General features: G+C 74.0%; 16 protein-coding genes. 9 read left to right on the top strand and 7 right to left on the bottom strand.

Features of this window, described 5'->3' with window-relative positions:
- Positions 1-52: 52 nt before the first annotated feature.
- A complete protein-coding gene (locus AC3X7Z_RS13255) occupies positions 53-943 on the top strand; it encodes an SDR family NAD(P)-dependent oxidoreductase (RefSeq protein WP_489976207.1) in 891 nt (296 codons plus the stop codon).
- Positions 944-976: 33 nt separating this feature from the next.
- Here AC3X7Z_RS13255 and AC3X7Z_RS13250 read toward each other — a convergent pair whose 3' ends face one another.
- Complete coding sequence (locus AC3X7Z_RS13250; protein WP_241005379.1) at positions 977-1,741, bottom strand: adenosylcobinamide-GDP ribazoletransferase; 765 nt, start codon at positions 1,739-1,741, stop codon at positions 977-979.
- On the bottom strand, positions 1,738-2,778 hold the full coding sequence (gene cobT, locus AC3X7Z_RS13245) for a nicotinate-nucleotide--dimethylbenzimidazole phosphoribosyltransferase (RefSeq protein WP_489976206.1): 1,041 nt from the start codon (positions 2,776-2,778) through the stop codon (positions 1,738-1,740). The genes AC3X7Z_RS13250 and cobT overlap by 4 nt, the downstream gene beginning before the upstream one ends.
- A gap of 54 nt (positions 2,779-2,832) precedes the next feature.
- Between cobT and AC3X7Z_RS13240 the strand changes: the two genes are divergently transcribed.
- From AC3X7Z_RS13240 to ctlX, 4 genes are read left to right on the top strand one after another with little or no spacing between them, the layout of a single operon-like run.
- A complete protein-coding gene (locus AC3X7Z_RS13240; RefSeq protein ID WP_489976205.1) occupies positions 2,833-3,357 on the top strand; it encodes a 2'-5' RNA ligase family protein in 525 nt (174 codons plus the stop codon).
- A gap of 22 nt (positions 3,358-3,379) precedes the next feature.
- Entirely contained in the window at positions 3,380-3,583 is a 204-nt protein-coding gene (locus AC3X7Z_RS13235; protein ID WP_186341841.1) for a hypothetical protein, read from the top strand.
- A gap of 7 nt (positions 3,584-3,590) precedes the next feature.
- Positions 3,591-4,691 carry a threonine aldolase family protein gene (locus tag AC3X7Z_RS13230; protein ID WP_489976204.1) on the top strand — a complete coding sequence of 367 codons (1,101 nt, stop codon included), beginning with the start codon at positions 3,591-3,593 and terminating at the stop codon, positions 4,689-4,691.
- Positions 4,692-4,747: 56 nt separating this feature from the next.
- The gene (ctlX, locus tag AC3X7Z_RS13225; protein WP_186341843.1) at positions 4,748-5,782 is read left to right on the top strand and encodes a citrulline utilization hydrolase CtlX; all 1,035 of its coding nucleotides are present in this window, start codon (positions 4,748-4,750) and stop codon (positions 5,780-5,782) included.
- Positions 5,783-5,847: 65 nt separating this feature from the next.
- Here ctlX and AC3X7Z_RS13220 read toward each other — a convergent pair whose 3' ends face one another.
- Entirely contained in the window at positions 5,848-7,908 is a 2,061-nt protein-coding gene (locus AC3X7Z_RS13220) for a PhoX family protein (protein ID WP_489976203.1), read from the bottom strand.
- 116 nt (positions 7,909-8,024) lie between these two features.
- Positions 8,025-9,353 (bottom strand): endonuclease/exonuclease/phosphatase family protein, encoded by a 1,329-nt coding sequence (locus tag AC3X7Z_RS13215; RefSeq protein ID WP_489976202.1) that lies wholly within the window; start codon positions 9,351-9,353, stop codon positions 8,025-8,027.
- Positions 9,354-9,485: 132 nt separating this feature from the next.
- Here AC3X7Z_RS13215 and AC3X7Z_RS13210 point away from each other — a divergent pair, with 132 nt between their 5' ends.
- Together AC3X7Z_RS13210 and AC3X7Z_RS13205 are read left to right on the top strand one after the other, a co-directional pair.
- Positions 9,486-10,100 (top strand): DUF6198 family protein, encoded by a 615-nt coding sequence (locus AC3X7Z_RS13210; protein WP_489976201.1) that lies wholly within the window; start codon positions 9,486-9,488, stop codon positions 10,098-10,100.
- A gap of 10 nt (positions 10,101-10,110) precedes the next feature.
- Positions 10,111-10,773 carry a GOLPH3/VPS74 family protein gene (locus AC3X7Z_RS13205; RefSeq protein WP_489976200.1) on the top strand — a complete coding sequence of 221 codons (663 nt, stop codon included), beginning with the start codon at positions 10,111-10,113 and terminating at the stop codon, positions 10,771-10,773.
- A 122-nt stretch (positions 10,774-10,895) separates the two neighbouring features.
- On the opposite strand, the gene AC3X7Z_RS13200 is transcribed toward AC3X7Z_RS13205, so the two are convergent.
- Entirely contained in the window at positions 10,896-11,333 is a 438-nt protein-coding gene (locus AC3X7Z_RS13200) for an Hsp20/alpha crystallin family protein (protein ID WP_186341847.1), read from the bottom strand.
- Positions 11,334-11,484: 151 nt separating this feature from the next.
- Between AC3X7Z_RS13200 and AC3X7Z_RS13195 the strand changes: the two genes are divergently transcribed.
- Positions 11,485-11,841, top strand: a complete 357-nt coding sequence (locus tag AC3X7Z_RS13195; RefSeq protein ID WP_489976199.1) for a MerR family transcriptional regulator — start codon at positions 11,485-11,487, stop codon at positions 11,839-11,841.
- Here AC3X7Z_RS13195 and AC3X7Z_RS13190 read toward each other — a convergent pair.
- Positions 11,833-12,816 (bottom strand): 5'-3' exonuclease, encoded by a 984-nt coding sequence (locus tag AC3X7Z_RS13190; RefSeq protein ID WP_489976198.1) that lies wholly within the window; start codon positions 12,814-12,816, stop codon positions 11,833-11,835. The genes AC3X7Z_RS13195 and AC3X7Z_RS13190 overlap by 9 nt on opposite strands.
- Before the next feature lie 101 nt (positions 12,817-12,917).
- Here AC3X7Z_RS13190 and AC3X7Z_RS13185 point away from each other — a divergent pair, with 101 nt between their 5' ends.
- Positions 12,918-13,241 carry a putative quinol monooxygenase gene (locus tag AC3X7Z_RS13185; protein WP_489976197.1) on the top strand — a complete coding sequence of 108 codons (324 nt, stop codon included), beginning with the start codon at positions 12,918-12,920 and terminating at the stop codon, positions 13,239-13,241.
- 30 nt (positions 13,242-13,271) lie between these two features.
- Here the strand turns inward: AC3X7Z_RS13185 and AC3X7Z_RS13180 are convergent, their stop codons facing one another.
- Positions 13,272-13,952 carry an AMIN-like domain-containing (lipo)protein gene (locus AC3X7Z_RS13180; RefSeq protein WP_489976196.1) on the bottom strand — a complete coding sequence of 227 codons (681 nt, stop codon included), beginning with the start codon at positions 13,950-13,952 and terminating at the stop codon, positions 13,272-13,274.
- Between the last annotated feature and the right edge of the window lie 97 nt (positions 13,953-14,049).

Here is a 14,049-nt window from a genome sequence, read left to right as displayed (position 1 = left end):
GATCCTGTCAGGTCGCCGCGGATCGGACGCAGCCGCATGGGTACGGGTCGACATGACCGCCGACGACCCGACCCCGTCCAGTCCCGCCGACGCCACCGCAGAGACGACCGGCGACACCACCGGCGACACGACCGGCGACACCGCCTCGGGAGGCGGTCGTCCGCTCGCGGTCGTGACGGGCGCCTCGAGCGGCATCGGTCTCGAGCTCGCCAAGCAGTTCGCCGAGCACGGCTTCGACCTCCTCGTCGCGGCCGAGGACGACGAGATCACGGTCGCCGCGGCCGTCCTGCGGGCCGAGGGCGACGGGGAAGTCGAGGCGGTGCAGGTCGACCTGCGCAACGAGCAGGGAGTGGCCGCCCTCTACACCGCCATCCGTGCGGACGGTCGCCCCGTGGCCGCCATCGCGCTCAACGCCGGCCACGGCCAGGGCGGCGCGTTCGTCGACACGGACCTCGCCGACGAGCTCTCGATCATCGACCTCAACGTCGTCTCGACCGTGCGCCTGGCCAAGCTCGTGCTCCGCGACATGGTGGCCGCCGACGCGGGCCGGGTGCTGGTGACGTCGTCGATCGCCGCGACGATGCCGGGCTCGTTCCAGGCGGTCTACAACGCGTCGAAGTCGTTCCTCCAGTCCTTCACCGAGGCGCTGCAGGACGAGCTCAAGGACACCGGCGTCACGCTGACTTCGCTGATGCCCGGACCGACGGACACCGACTTCTTCGAGCGCGCCGACATGGCCGACGACACCGCGGTCGGCACGTCGAAGAAGGACGACCCCGCGCAGGTGGCCCGCCAGGGCTTCGAGGCGCTGATGGACGGCAAGGCCCGGGTGGTCGGCGGCGGACTGAAGACCAAGGTGCAGGAGGCCGCCGGCAAGGCGATGCCCGACAAGCTCAAGGCGGCGATGCACCGCAGGATGGCCGAGCCGGGCTCCGGCGACTGACCGACCCCGGGAGAGGGCCGCGCGCAGCAGCCGTCAGCCAGTGGCGGCGGCCAGGACCAGCACGGCGAAGGTGACCTCCACGGCCGCGCCGAGCACGTCGCCGGTGATGCCGCCGAGGCGGCGTACGCACCGCAGCAGCAGGGCCAGCACGACGGCCACCGCAGCCGCCAGTCCCACCACGGTCGATGCGGCCGAGCCGAGCCCGTGGCCCGCGAGGGCCGCGGCCGCGCCGCAGACCAGGAGCGACGCGACGGCCGCGACGACCGGCACCGAGCCGACGTGCGTCGCTCCCAGGCCGTCCGGGCGTGCCGCGGGCACACCGCGCACGCACGAGACGGTCAGCGCGACGCGCGAGACGCACACCAGCAGCCCGACGACCCACCAGCCCCGGTCGTCGCGCACCACGGCCGTCAGCCCGGCCGCCTGGAGCCCGGCGACGAGCACCACGGCGACCACCCCGGCCGGGCCGACCGGGCCGGTGCGCATCACCTCCAGCGAGCGGGCGGGGGAGTAGGAGGCGGTGAGCCCGTCGGCGGTGTCGGCGAGCCCGTCCCAGTGGAACGCCCGGGTGCCGAGGGCCAGCGTCAGCACCACGACGTACGCCGTCGCGAGCGGAGGCAGGCCGATCCAGCCGCCGACCAGCACCACGACCGCCGCGGCGGCCGCGAGCGGCAGCACGGCCAGCGGCGCGAGAGCCATCGCCAGCCCGGCGACCCCGCGGTCGACCCGGCTCGGGGGCGGGACCCGCACGGCGGTGAGGGTCCCGGTCGCGAGCAGCCAGGCGTCGCGCACGATCACGAAGGCATGATCTCCGACAGCAGCGCCACGTCGCGCAGGACGGCGATCGCCGAGCGCAGCACCGGGACGGCGGCGACCGCACCGGACCCCTCGCCCAGCCGCATGCCGAGGTCGAGGACCGGCTCCAGTCCCAGGGACTTCAGGGCGTGCGCCTGCGCCGGCTCGGTCGAGCGGTGCCCGGCCAGCCACCACGCCGCGGCGCCCGGCGCGTGCGCCTCGGCCACGACCGCGCAGGCGAGCGACATCAGGCCGTCGAGGAGGACCGGGACGCCCCGCGTGGACGCCTCGACCAGGAAGCCGACGGTGGCGGCCAGGTCGGCGCTGCCGAGCGCGGCGAGCACCTCGACCGGGTCGGACGTGCGGCCCTGCGCGCGGGCCAGCGCCTGCTCGATCACGTCGCGCTTGCGGCGCCACCCGTCGTCGTCGATGCCGGTGCCGCGACCGGTCACCTCGTCGGCGGGCAGCCCGAGCACGGCCGCGACGAGCGCCGCCGCGGCCGTGGTGTTGCCGATGCCGAGGTCGCCGGTCATGAGCAGCTGGGCGCCGTCGTCGATCTGCTCCGCGGCGAGCTCGGCGCCGAGGGCGAGCGAGCGCTCGGCCTCGTCGCGCGTGAGGGCGTCGGCCAGGTGGATGGGCTCGGAGCCGCGGCGCACCTTGCGGGCGGTGACCGCGTCGGGCAGGTCGTCGAGGTCGGCGTCGACGGCGACGTCGACCACGCTCACCGCGACGCCGTGCGCACGCGCCAGCGCGCTCACGCCCGCGCTCCCCGCCACGAGGGTGCGCACCATCGCCTCGGTCACGGCCGCCGGGTAGGCGGACACGCCGTGGGCGGCGACGCCGTGGTCGCCCGCCAGCACCACGAGGCGTACGTCGGTCAGCGGGCGCGGGGGCACGACGCCCTGCGCGGCGCACAGCCACGCCCCGAGCTCGCCGAGGCGGCCGAGCGCCCCCGGTGGGGTGGCGAGTGCGGCGACGCGATCGCGGGCGAGGGTGGCGATCTCGGACGGGGGCGGGGCGATGCGCGGCGACTGGGTCATGGCGCCACCAGCCTAGTGAGGCGCGCGCCCGGACGGCCTGCGAGTCTTGCCCGGGTGACCGGCCACTCCGTCCTGCAGCTCCCGGTGCCGGCGCTCGAGGAGTGGGTGCGCGAGCGCACCGCCCACTACGACGCCGGTTTCGTCTCGACCGACGCGCGCTTCGGGCACGCGCACATCACCGCGCTCGGTCCCTTCGCGCCCAGCCCTACCGACGCGGACCTCGGCACGGTCGCGGCGATCGCGGCCGCGACCCCGCCGGTCGCGGTCAGGCTGGCGCGGCTGGACCAGTTCCCCAGCGGGATCATCCACCTCGTGCCGGAGCCCGACGAGGCGCTCCGAGACCTGACCGCGCGCCTTGTCGCGGCGTTCCCCGCGTGGCCGCCGTACGGCGGGGAGTTCGGCAGCGACGTGCGCCCCCACCTGACCGTGGACGCGGCCTCCGACGACGTCGACCTGGCCTCCACCGCCGCGCTGCTCGCCGACGTCGTGCCCGTCGACGTCGTGCTCGACCGGCTCCAGCTCGCCTGGTGGGAGACCGACCGCTGCCATGTGCTGGCGGAGTGGCCGCTCGGTCGGTGACCGGACGTGCGAGGATCACCGCATGGCTACCTGGGCACACCTCGAGATCACCGTCGACGACCAGGGCAACGTGGAGGTCGGCGGCTACAACGCCGACCCCGAGGCCCTCGTGGAGGACACCGAGTCGTGGGAGGACCTGCTGTCCACCCTCGGCCTCAGCGGCTGGGAGCTGGTGCAGGTCATCCCGGGCGTCGAGACCACCTACTGGTTCAAGCGCCAGTCCTGATCCCGGCGTGAGCGAGGTCCACGACCGCTTCCGGTCGGCGTCGGCGGGCGCCGAGTGGATCTTCCACCGTCCGCCGTCGACGCCCGCGGCGATGCTGCGCGACCTCGCCGACTTCGCCGAGGCCCACGACATCGGGTGGGACCGCTACGGCGAGCGCGGGGCCGTCGCCGAGCTCGAGGCGCGGGTCGCCGGCCTGCTCGGCAAGCCGGCGGCGGTGATGTTCCCCAGCGGCGTGATGGCCCAGCAGGCCACCCTGCGCGCGTGGTGCGACCGTGCGGGCTCACGCCGCGTCGCCCTGCCCGACCTGTCGCACCTCGTGCGGCACGAGCAGGACGGTCCCCGGCGGGTGCTCGGCCTGGAGCTGGAGTGGCTCACCACCGGCCCCCGCACCGCCACCGACGAGGACCTCGCCGCCGTCGGCGGCCGGCTCGGGGCGGCGCTGGTCGAGCTGCCGCTGCGCGACGCCGGCTGTCTGCTGCCGCCGTGGGACGAGCTCGTCGCCCTCTCCGCCGCCGCCCGCGAGCGCGGGGTGCGGCTGCACGCCGACGGGGCCCGGATCTGGGAGTCGGTCTCCTACTGGGGCCGCGACCTGGCCGAGGTGGCCGAGCTGTTCGACTCGGTCTACGTCTCGCTCTACAAGGGGCTCGGCGGCTCGAGCGGGGCACTGGTCGCCTGCCCCGAGGACCTCGCCGGCGAGCTGCGGTCGTGGCGGCAGCGGATGGGCGGCACGATCTACTCCATGACGACGGCGGCGCTCGGCGGGCTGAAGGGCCTCGACGAGCACCTGTCCGACTTCGCAGAGCATCGGGCCTGGGCGGTCGCGCTGGCGGTGGCGCTGCGCGAGCGCGGCTTCCGCACCGTGCCCGACGAGCCCCACATCGCCACCTTCCTGGCCTACGCGCCCGGCACGGCCGAGGAGGTCAACGAGCGCGTCATCGCCTTCGTCGAGGAGCGTGGCCTCGTCCCGTGCGGGCTGTGGAGCGGCGCCGACGTGCCGGGCTGGGTGCAGACGGAGCTGACCTGCTACGAGTCGGCGTCCCGGCGCGACCCGGCCGAGGTGGCCGACACCATGGCCGCGGCCGTCGGGCTGGGCGCGGCTCACCCCTAGCCCGGCGTGGTCGCCGCGCCTCCGGGCGTCGCGGGGCCGTGGCCTACATTCCTCCCGTGAGTGCCCAGGCCCCAACCGCGGTGATCCTCGTCCGCGCGACCAGCTTCGTCCCCAACCCCGCGACCGCGGCCGACAACGCGTTCCAGTCCGAGGCCCCCGCGGGGCAGACCGACTACACGACGGCCGAGAAGGCGCTGGCCGAGATGGACGCGCTGGCCGCGGCGCTGCGCGACGTCGGCGTACGGGTGCACGTCTTCGACGACGACGACCACACCCGCCCCGACAGCGTGTTCCCCAACAACTGGGTGTCCACCCACGCCGGTGGCACCGTGGCGGTCTACCCGATGTACGCCTCCAACCGCCGCCACGAGCGGCGTGCCGACGTCCTGGAGCTGCTGAAGTCGGAGTACCGCGTGCAGGCGATCATCGACTACTCCGGCCTGGAGCCCGACGGCGTCTTCCTCGAGGGCACCGGCGCCATGGTGCTCGACCACGTCTCGCGGGTGGCCTACACCGCGCGCAGCCACCGCGCCGATGTCGCCGTGCTCGAGCGCTTCTGCACCGACTTCAACTACGAGCCGATGGCCTTCGACGCCGTCGACTCCGACGGCGTGCCGGTCTACCACACCAACGTGCTGGCCTGCATCGGCACCGACGTCGCGCTGATCGCCCTGGAGATGATCCCCGACGAGCACCGCCGCGAGCAGGTGCGCGAGCGGCTCGCCGTCACCGGGCGGACCATCGTCGAGCTCACCGAGGCGCAGGTGCGCGAGTTCGCCGGCAACGCCGTCGAGCTGTGCGGCCGTACGCCCGACGGCAGGCGTCGCTACGTGATGGCGATGTCGGGCCGCGCCCGACGCTCGCTGCGCCCCGCGCAGGTGGCCGCCATCGAGGAGACGTGCGAGATCGTCTCGGTCGAGATCCCGACCATCGAGCTGGCCGGCGGGTCGGTGCGGTGCATGATCGCCGGCATCCACCTCGACCGGCGCCCGCCGCTGGCGGAGGCCGAGCTCACCGAGGCCGTCGAGGCGATCAACGTCGACGACCCGATCACCCCCGACGGCCGCTACGTGGCCAAGGACTACGTCTGACCTGCCCCGCGAGCCGTCGCGCACGTGCGGGCCGCGGGCGCTCGTGGGGAGCCCGCCCGCAGTCCTCAGGCGCGGGTGACCTGCACGACGGCCGGCCGCGGGCCGGCGAACGTCCCGGCCACGGGCCGCGCGCCGACGGGCACGTAGTCGGGGAAGCGGGACTGCGGCGCCGCCCACGAGCCGTCCTCGCCGGGGTGCTGCACGGCGACGAACACCGAGTCGTCCCGGTCGCGGATCACCGGGCCGCACGTCTCCGCCCCCGTCGGCACTGCCAGGAACTGCTGCACGCGACCGCGTTCGGGGCCCTCGACCGGCACCTTGAACAGCCCGTCGCCGAGCCCGATGGCGCTGGGCTGGCCGTCCGTGGAGACCCACAGGTTGCCGCGGCTGTCGAAGGCGACGTTGTCGGGGCAGGAGATGGGTGAGACCGGCCCGGTCCAGCCGCCGAAGTAGCGCCCGGCCGAGGAGGCGTCGCCGCAGATGAGGAACAGGTTCCAGCCGAACGTGTCGGCCGTGTGGTCGCCGCCGGTGGGGATCATCTCCACCACGTGGCCGTCCTTGTTGGCCGCGCGCGGGTTGGGCTCGGTCGGTCCCTCCTTGCCGACCTTGCCGCGGTCGGTGTTGTTGGTGCAGGCGACGTAGACGCGGCCGTTGTGCGGGTTGGGCTCGACGTCCTCGGGACGGTCCATCTTCGTCGGCTGCACGGTGTCGGCGGCGAGGCGGGTGTAGACGAGCACCTCCTCGATCGAGAAGCCGGGCACCATCGAGCGGCCGCCGCGGGTGAGGGGGATCCATTCCCCGGTGCCGTCGCTCACCCCGTCGGCGAGGCCGTCGCCGCTGAACCGGGCCACCGACAGGTCGCCCTCGGACAGCAGCCGGAGGTTGTGCCGCCGGGCCTTCGTCCCGGCGCCGCGGCGCATGGTGTCGCGCGAGACGAACCGGTAGACGTAGTCGAAGCGCTCGTCGTCGCCCATGTAGGCCACGACGTGCCCGTCGGAGCTGACGACCACGCTGGCGCCCTCGTGCTTGAAGCGACCCATCGCGGTGTGCTTGACGGGCGTCGAGCTCGGGTCGGTCGGGTCGACCTCGACGATCCAGCCGAACCGGTTGGGCTCGTTGCGGTAGTCGGCCGTGGTCGCGTCCCACCGCGGGTCGACCGAGCGCCAGTTGCGCGAGTCCTGGGTGGGGGAGAGGCCGTAGCGGGTCTCCCGCGGGTCGGTGCCGGTGGCGCGGAAGTACTGGTTGACGTTCTCCTCGCCGGACAGGACGGTGCCCCACGGCGTCGTCCCACCCGCGCAGTTGTTCATGGTGCCGCGCACGGTGCGCCCGGACGGGTCGGCCGCGGTCCTCAGCAGGTCGGACCCGGCGGCGGGACCGTCGACCGCGAACGGGGTCTCGAGGGTGATGCGCCGGTTCAGCGGCGCCCCGGGGACGTAGGTCCACACGTCCCCGCGGCGGCGACGGCGCAGCTGCACGACGGACATGCCGTGCGCGGCCCACGCCGTGCGCACCACGGTCTGCTGGTCGGTGCCGGGCGGGAACATGATGGCCTCGTTGGTGTACTCGTGGTTGCACACCAGGAGCGCCTCGGTGCCGGCGCGGTTGGTCTCGATGATGTCGAGGTAGTCGTTGTTGTAGCCGAACTGGCCGGCCTGCGCCTCGGGCGTCTGGCGGCTGCCGTCGAACGCCGGGGCGCCAGGGAGGATCGGGTCGCCCCACCGCACGATGGCGTTCCAGCGGTATCCGGCGGGCACCGTGACGTCGTCGACGGTGGTCGCGGCGGGCGCAATGGGGGTGAAGGCAAGCCGGCCGGGCCTGCCGTGCCCGCCCTTGCCCGGAGTCGGGCCGGCGGGCGGGCGCGGGGTGGCTGCGGCGTGCGCCACGGGCACGGCGGTGAGCGCCGCGACGGACAGGCCGGTGCCGAGCACCGAGCGGCGGCTGAGGACGGTCGCGGCGATGTCGCGGAAGTAGGTGGTCTCGGTGGTGTTGGGCGCCGGGGCCGCGCAGGCGTCACCGCACCGCAGGTGGCAGGTCACCGCGCTGCGGGCACCGTGGGTGAGCCCCGCCATCGGCAGCGGGGCACGGGTGGGGCTCGGGGTGGGGTGCTGCGTGGGGCGCTCGGGCATGGCGGCCTCCGGAGGAGTGGGACGGGCGGACGGCCCGACTCTCCTCATCCGGGGTGACGCCTCGAGGGACCGGCGGGTGGACAGTGCGTGAACGTCCGCCGGCCCCTCGGGGACCGTCAGTGCCCGTACCCGTGCCCGTTGCTGTGCCCGTGCCCGTGCCCGGTCCGCACGTCGAGCCAGACCAGGCGGTGGTCGGTGACCGGGAACGGGTAGGTGCCGACGAGGCGGAACAGGGGGTCGGCCGCGACCGGCCAGAACACGCCGGCGCCCGCGACCGCGAGGCGGCTGCTCGGCAGCACGTAGTCGACGCGCAGGTTGCCGGGGGCGTTGTCGGCGAAGTCGGCGGTGTCCTCGGCCGCCGGGCCGGTGTGGGTGAGGTTGGCGCCCCGGTCGCGTGCGGTGGCCTCGACCGCGCCGGCCGAGGTGGGGTGGGGATCCTGGATGCCCGGGTGGTCGAGCAGCTGGAGGATCGCGTCGGCGTAGGAGTCGCCGTCGAACGGGTCGGCGTTCTGGTCTCCGGCGACCACGAAGTCCTGGCCGCGACCGAGGCCACCCGTGGCGCCCTCGTCGTCGTAGATGTAGGACGCAGCCCGGCCGCCGCTGACGTAGTCGGCCCAGAAGCGGATCTCGTCGTGGTTGCGCCGCCCGTTGCGGTCCTCCGGGCCGTCGAAGCTCGGCGGCGTCGGGTGGGAGACGAGGAAGTGGACCGGCTTGCGCCCCGGGATGCGGATCGGCACGTCCCAGTGCGACTTCGAGGACAGCCGGAGGACGTCGAGCTCGGCGGGGGAGTACCAGCCGTCGGGCAGCACCGCGCCCGGCATGTCCTTCCACAGGAATCGCTGGAAGGTGCGCACCTCGTCGGTGGCGATCGGGTACTTCGAGTAGACGACCATGCCGTACTGGCCGGGGAACAGCCCGAACCCCAGGGAGTCGTCGCCGCCGGCTTGGGTGCCGGGGACGCCGACGACGCCGTTGTTGTCGAGGTCGTAGCCGCTCGGCACGCCGGTGTTGCTCGGCGCGACGTAGTAGTAGGGGTAGTCCACCGGGGCGGCGCCGTTCTGGCCCACGGCGAGGTAGTTGTCGCGGAACAGCTCGGCCGCCTCACCGTCCGGCGCGTAGTCGAACTCGTTGACCAGCACCACGTCGGCGTCGGCGCGCTGGATCGTCTCCGCGGCTCCGGCGGCCTGCGGGTTGCCGGGCGTCGAGAGGTCGGCGACCAGCCCGCCCTCGGTGCCGCGGTTGAGCGAGGCGTTGAAGGTGGCGAAGCGGACCTCGGTGGACCGGGGCGGCTTGCCGGGCTTGCCGGGCTTGGTGGGATTGCCGGGTTTGGCGCTGGCTGTGCCGCCCGGCCCTGCGGCCGGCGAGGCGAGCGCGGGCCCGCCGAGTCCGGCGACGGTGAGGGCCGCGACGGCGGCGAGGGCGAGGCGGGCGTGCCGAGAGCGCATGGGGGTGGGTGCCTTCCGAGTCAGGGGGTCGCCAACGTACGACGCAGCCGCCCGGTCGTGGAAGACGGGTGCGGCCGTCCACATCGCTGCCAGGGCACCGACCCCACGACGGGCCCTGCGATGCTGTCGCCCGTGATCCCCAGCCCCCGGCGTACGGCCATGCTCCTCGTCGGGTGCGTCGTGCTCGGCACCGGCGTCGCGCTGCTGCTGGCGGCCGACCTGGGCTCCGACGGGTACTCGACGTTCGTCAACGGCCTCACCCTCACCTCCGGGGTGGCCTTCTGGATCGTCAACCTGGTGGTCGGCGTGGTGCTGGTGCTGCTGGCGATGCTGCGCGGGGTCCGCCCGGGGGTGGGCACCGTCGTGCAGGTGGTGCTCGTGGGCATCGTCGTGTCGGCGGTGCTCGACCTGCTGGCGACGCCGGACGCGCTGGGGTGGCGCGTGGCGCTGCTCGTCGCGGCGTTCCCGGTGCTCGCGGTGGGCATCGCGCTCTACCTCGGCAGCTACACCGGCGCCGGTCCGGCGGAGGCGGCAGCTCTCGCGTGGGACCCGCCGGTGCCCTTCCGGTGGAGCTACAGCGTCGTGCAGGGCGGGGGAGCGCTGGGCGGCTGGCTGCTCGGCGCGACCGTGGGGGTGGGGACGCTCGCGGTGATCCTGCTCCTCGGTCCAGCGGTGGACCTCACGGCGCGGATCCTGTCGCTGGATCTCCACCAGGAGGCGGATCCCGCCGATCAGCGGGCGACCTAGTCTGAGCGCCATGTTGATCTGCGAGGAGCTGTTCCTGCTGCTGCGACGCGACGACGGCAAGCCCGAGAGCGCCATGGCGCACCGGGGCTACGGCCTGGCCGCGGCCGTCGTCACCGACCTGGTGGTCGCGGGGCGGATCACCCTGAGCGACGACAAGGACCCCCGGATGACGGTGCTCGTGCCGGGACCGGTCGGGCACCCGGCGCTCGACGCGGCGATGGCGCGCCTGGAGCAGAAGGACGGCAAGAAGCTGTCGTCGCTGGTGACCGACGGCAAGCTCGCCGTCGAGCGCGAGGTGGCGGTGGCACTCGAGGCGGCCGGGACGATCGACATCGAGGAGAAGCGCGCGCTCGGCCTGGTGCCGGAGAAGTACCCCGTGCGCGATCCCGAGCCGGAGCGACGGGTCCGCGAGCGGCTGCGTGCGGTCCTGCTGGGCAGCACCCCGACGCCCGCCGACGCGAGCCTGCTCTGCATCCTGCAGGGTCTCGAGGTGGCGCCGAAGGTGCTCGAGGACGAGTCGGGGGCCCTGGGCAGGAAGGGCCTCAAGCGGCGCATCGCGGAGATCTCCACCGACGTCGTCGCCGGCGAGGCGGTGGCGAAGGCCGTGGCGGCGATGAACGTGGCCATGATGACCGCCGTCGTCGTGCCGATCGTGGTGACGAGCGGCAACTGATCGCGGCGCCGCCGTGGTCTGCCGGGTCCGGACGTGGAGCGGTCGCGAGACCGCAGCACACTGCGCAAGGGCTGCGGTCCCGCGACCAGGGGCGAGGGATCGGGCGACGGATCGGGCGAGGATCAGGCGCTCAGCTCGGCGTGCTCGCTGCCGCGCCCCGATCCCGTCTGGGTGATCTCGATCTTGCGGGGCTTGGCCTTCTCGGCGACCGGAACGATCAGCCGCAGCACGCCGTCGGTGTAGGACGCCTCGATCCGCTCGAGGTCGAGGTTGTCGCCCAGCACGAGCTGGCGGCTGAACGCGCCGCGCGGGCGCTCGGAGGCCAGCGGCTCCCAGTCGCCGTTGCGGGCGACGCGCTCGGCGCGCACGGTGAGCACGTTGCGCTCGACGTCGAGGTCGATGGTGTCGGCGTTGACGCCGGGCAGGTCGAACTCGATGACGAAGCGGTCACCCTCGCGCCAGGCGTCCATCGGCATCACCGCGGGACGGTTGGTCGTGCCCAGCAGCTGCTGGGTGAGCCGGTCGAGGTCACGGAACGGGTCAGTGGTGCGAAGCAACATCGTCTCCTCCTGGTTCGGTGCCGGGTGGACCGTGGGTCCACAACCTGTATTGATGGTTATAGGTTTCTTATAGCCCATCTGTCAGACTTGGTGCAAGCCCCTCGCGACACCGACGAGGGACGCGATCCCGACGACCCGAGGAGGTGCCCGCGTGGCGGCTGACGACCACGGTGTGTACGCCATCTCGGTGGCGGCCTCGATGGTCTCGATGGAGATCCAGAACCTGCGCGTCTACGAGCGGCGCGGGCTGCTGCGCCCCGACCGCACGGAGGGCGGCACCCGGCTCTACAGCGCCGACGACGTCGCGCGCCTCGCGCGGATCCGCGACCTGCTGGCCGACGGGCTCAACCTCGCCGGCGTCGCCCGGGTGCTGGACCTCGAGGACGAGGTCGACCGGCTCCGGGCGCGGCTCGACGAGGCGGGCGATGAGTCGGGCGATGAGTCGGGCGATGAGTCGGGAGATGAGTCGGGAGATGAGTCGGGAGATGAGCGGCGGGAGTCAGCCTGACGCCGGCCGGCCGGTGAGCACCCGCACCGCGAAGTCGGTGGTGAAGTCGTTGTCGAGCAAGCCGACCACCTTGGTCACCCGGTCGAGGTCGAGCGGCAGCAGCCCGCGCGAGCCGGGCACGTCGGGGGTGAGCCCGAGGTCGAGGTCGTCGCGGCCCGACATCATCGCGACGTTGAAGTCGTAGCGCTCGCGGGCGCCGTCGGCGCGCAGCCGGCGTACGACGGTGCTGCCGACGCGGCGACCGCCCGTCTCGGCCGCCCAGTCGTCGAGGGCCGCACGCAGCCCGTCGCCGTCGTTGTGGTCGACGTCGGCCCAGGCGGCGTCCATCGACCCGGCGACGTCGAGCAGGATCGCGGCCGTCTTCTCGCCGATGCCCTGCACGCCCGGCAGGTTGTCGCTGGAGTCGCCGCGCAGCGCCGCGAACGCGAGGTAGTTGGCCGGGCGCACCCCGTAGAGGTCGAACAGCCGCGCGGGGGTGAGCATCGGCGAGCCGTGGATGCCGCCGTCGATCAGGCGCAGCACCCGGGTGTGGGGGCTGATGTGCGCGAAGGCGTCGCGGTCGGAGGTGATGATCACGCAGTCCCAGCCGTTGGCGGTGGCCCAGGTGGCCCCTGACGCGTTCACGTCGTCGGCCTCCAGCCCGGCCGGGGTCACGGTCGCGAGCCCCAGCGCGTCGAGGAGGGCACCGGCCCGGTCGAGCTGGTCGACGAGCTCGGGGTCCTTCTCGGCCCGCCCGGCCTTGTAGTCGGGGTAGCGGTCGCGCCGCAGCGAGCCCGTGCGGTCGTCGAGGCCGAAGACCACGGCGTCGGGGGCGAACGAGTCGATCGACTCGAGGATCTGGCGGAGCATCCCGTGCAGTGCCCAGATGGGCCGGCCCTGGCGGTCGCGGAGCCCGGTGTGCGAGCGGGCGTGGTGGTTGCGGTGGAGCAGCGACGGCGCGTCGACGACGAGCAGCAGGCGACGGGACCGGGTCATCGGGCGGTGGGGTGCGCCGGGCCGGTCATGCGCCCACGATAGCGAGCGGCCAGCGTCCTAGGCTCGGGGGTGACAACCCCGTCCACCCCAGGAGTGAGACCTTGATCTTCATCACCGCGAAGTTCTCCGTGAAGCCCGATCACGCCGACGACTGGCCCGAGATCTCGCGCGCCTTCACCGAGGCGACGCGCGCCGAGGAGGGCTGCCTGTGGTTCGACTGGTCGCGGAGCCTGGCCGACCCCCACGAGTACGTCCTCGTCGAGGCCTTCCGCGACGGTGCGGCCGGGGCTGCCCACGTCGGCTCGGAGCACTTCAAGGCCGCCCAGGCCGAGCTCCCGCAGTACCTGACCCGCACCCCGGACATCGTGAGCACCGAGGTCGACCAGGACGGCTGGAACGAGCTCGGCGAGATGCGGGTCGGCTGACCGGTGGGTGGGTGAGGCGCCGCGGCCCGGTCAGGAGGGCGGGTGGCTGACGTCGACGACGAGGCGCGGCGGATCGGTGAGCGCGAACGCCCGGAAGGGGCGCGCGTCGCCGTCGAGGCCCACGAACACCTGGAGGTATCCCTCGAACCAGCCGCCGACGCGGACCTCGGCCAGGTCACCGGACGGGCCGAGGCGACGGGGGGTCTCGTAGGACCCCGGCTCGGGCATGGCGGTGCCGGACGCGCTGATCGTCAGGACGCGGTCACCCTCGAGCGGCACGACCTCACCGCTGCCCTCGGCGACTGCCTGGTCGGCGTACTCCACGGCCCAGCCCGGCGCACCGCTGCCGGCGAGCTCCAGCACCAGCCGGTCGAAGCCGTCGTGCTCGCCGAGGCGCACGTCGGCCAGCTGCAGGTCCCACTCGCCGGAGGGCTCGCTGAGCTGCACCTCGGTGGCCGGACCGAATGCGGGCCCGTCGGGCGTCGCCGGCTCGGTCGGCGGCTCCGTGCTGGGCTCGGTCGGCGGCTCCGTGCTGGGCTCGGTCGCCGGCTCCGTGCTGGGCTCGCTCGGCGGCTCGGTGCTGGGCTCGGTGGGCTCGCTGGTGGGCTCGGTGGCGGGCGGATCGGTCGCGCTCACCCCGGTGGGCGTGACGCCGGTGCCGCACGCGGCCAGCAGCAGCCCGCCCGCCGTCACGGCGAGTGCCGCTCCCACACCACGCCTCATCATCGTCCCCGTCCCGTCGTTCGGTGGCCGTCGGGTCGCTCCTCGCGCCCCGTGCGCCCAGCCTAGGGGCCGCGGCGTCGGGCGC

The sequence above is a fragment of the Nocardioides sp. Z24_21 genome (genome assembly GCF_058134345.1).
This window is presented reverse-complemented; position numbering and strand designations above follow the sequence as displayed.

Excerpts from the sequence above, each read along its gene's own strand:
- AC3X7Z_RS13255 (WP_489976207.1), top strand. The coding sequence starts at position 53 with ATGACCGCCGACGACCCGACCCCGTCCAGTCCCGCCGACGCCACCGCA.
- cobT (WP_489976206.1), bottom strand. The coding sequence starts at position 2,778 with ATGACCCAGTCGCCGCGCATCGCCCCGCCCCCGTCCGAGATCGCCACC.
- AC3X7Z_RS13235 (WP_186341841.1), top strand. The coding sequence starts at position 3,380 with ATGGCTACCTGGGCACACCTCGAGATCACCGTCGACGACCAGGGCAAC.
- AC3X7Z_RS13220 (WP_489976203.1), bottom strand. The coding sequence starts at position 7,908 with ATGCCCGAGCGCCCCACGCAGCACCCCACCCCGAGCCCCACCCGTGCC.
- AC3X7Z_RS13215 (WP_489976202.1), bottom strand. The coding sequence starts at position 9,353 with ATGCGCTCTCGGCACGCCCGCCTCGCCCTCGCCGCCGTCGCGGCCCTC.
- AC3X7Z_RS13205 (WP_489976200.1), top strand. The coding sequence starts at position 10,111 with ATGTTGATCTGCGAGGAGCTGTTCCTGCTGCTGCGACGCGACGACGGC.
- AC3X7Z_RS13200 (WP_186341847.1), bottom strand. The coding sequence starts at position 11,333 with ATGTTGCTTCGCACCACTGACCCGTTCCGTGACCTCGACCGGCTCACC.
- AC3X7Z_RS13190 (WP_489976198.1), bottom strand. The coding sequence starts at position 12,816 with ATGACCCGGTCCCGTCGCCTGCTGCTCGTCGTCGACGCGCCGTCGCTG.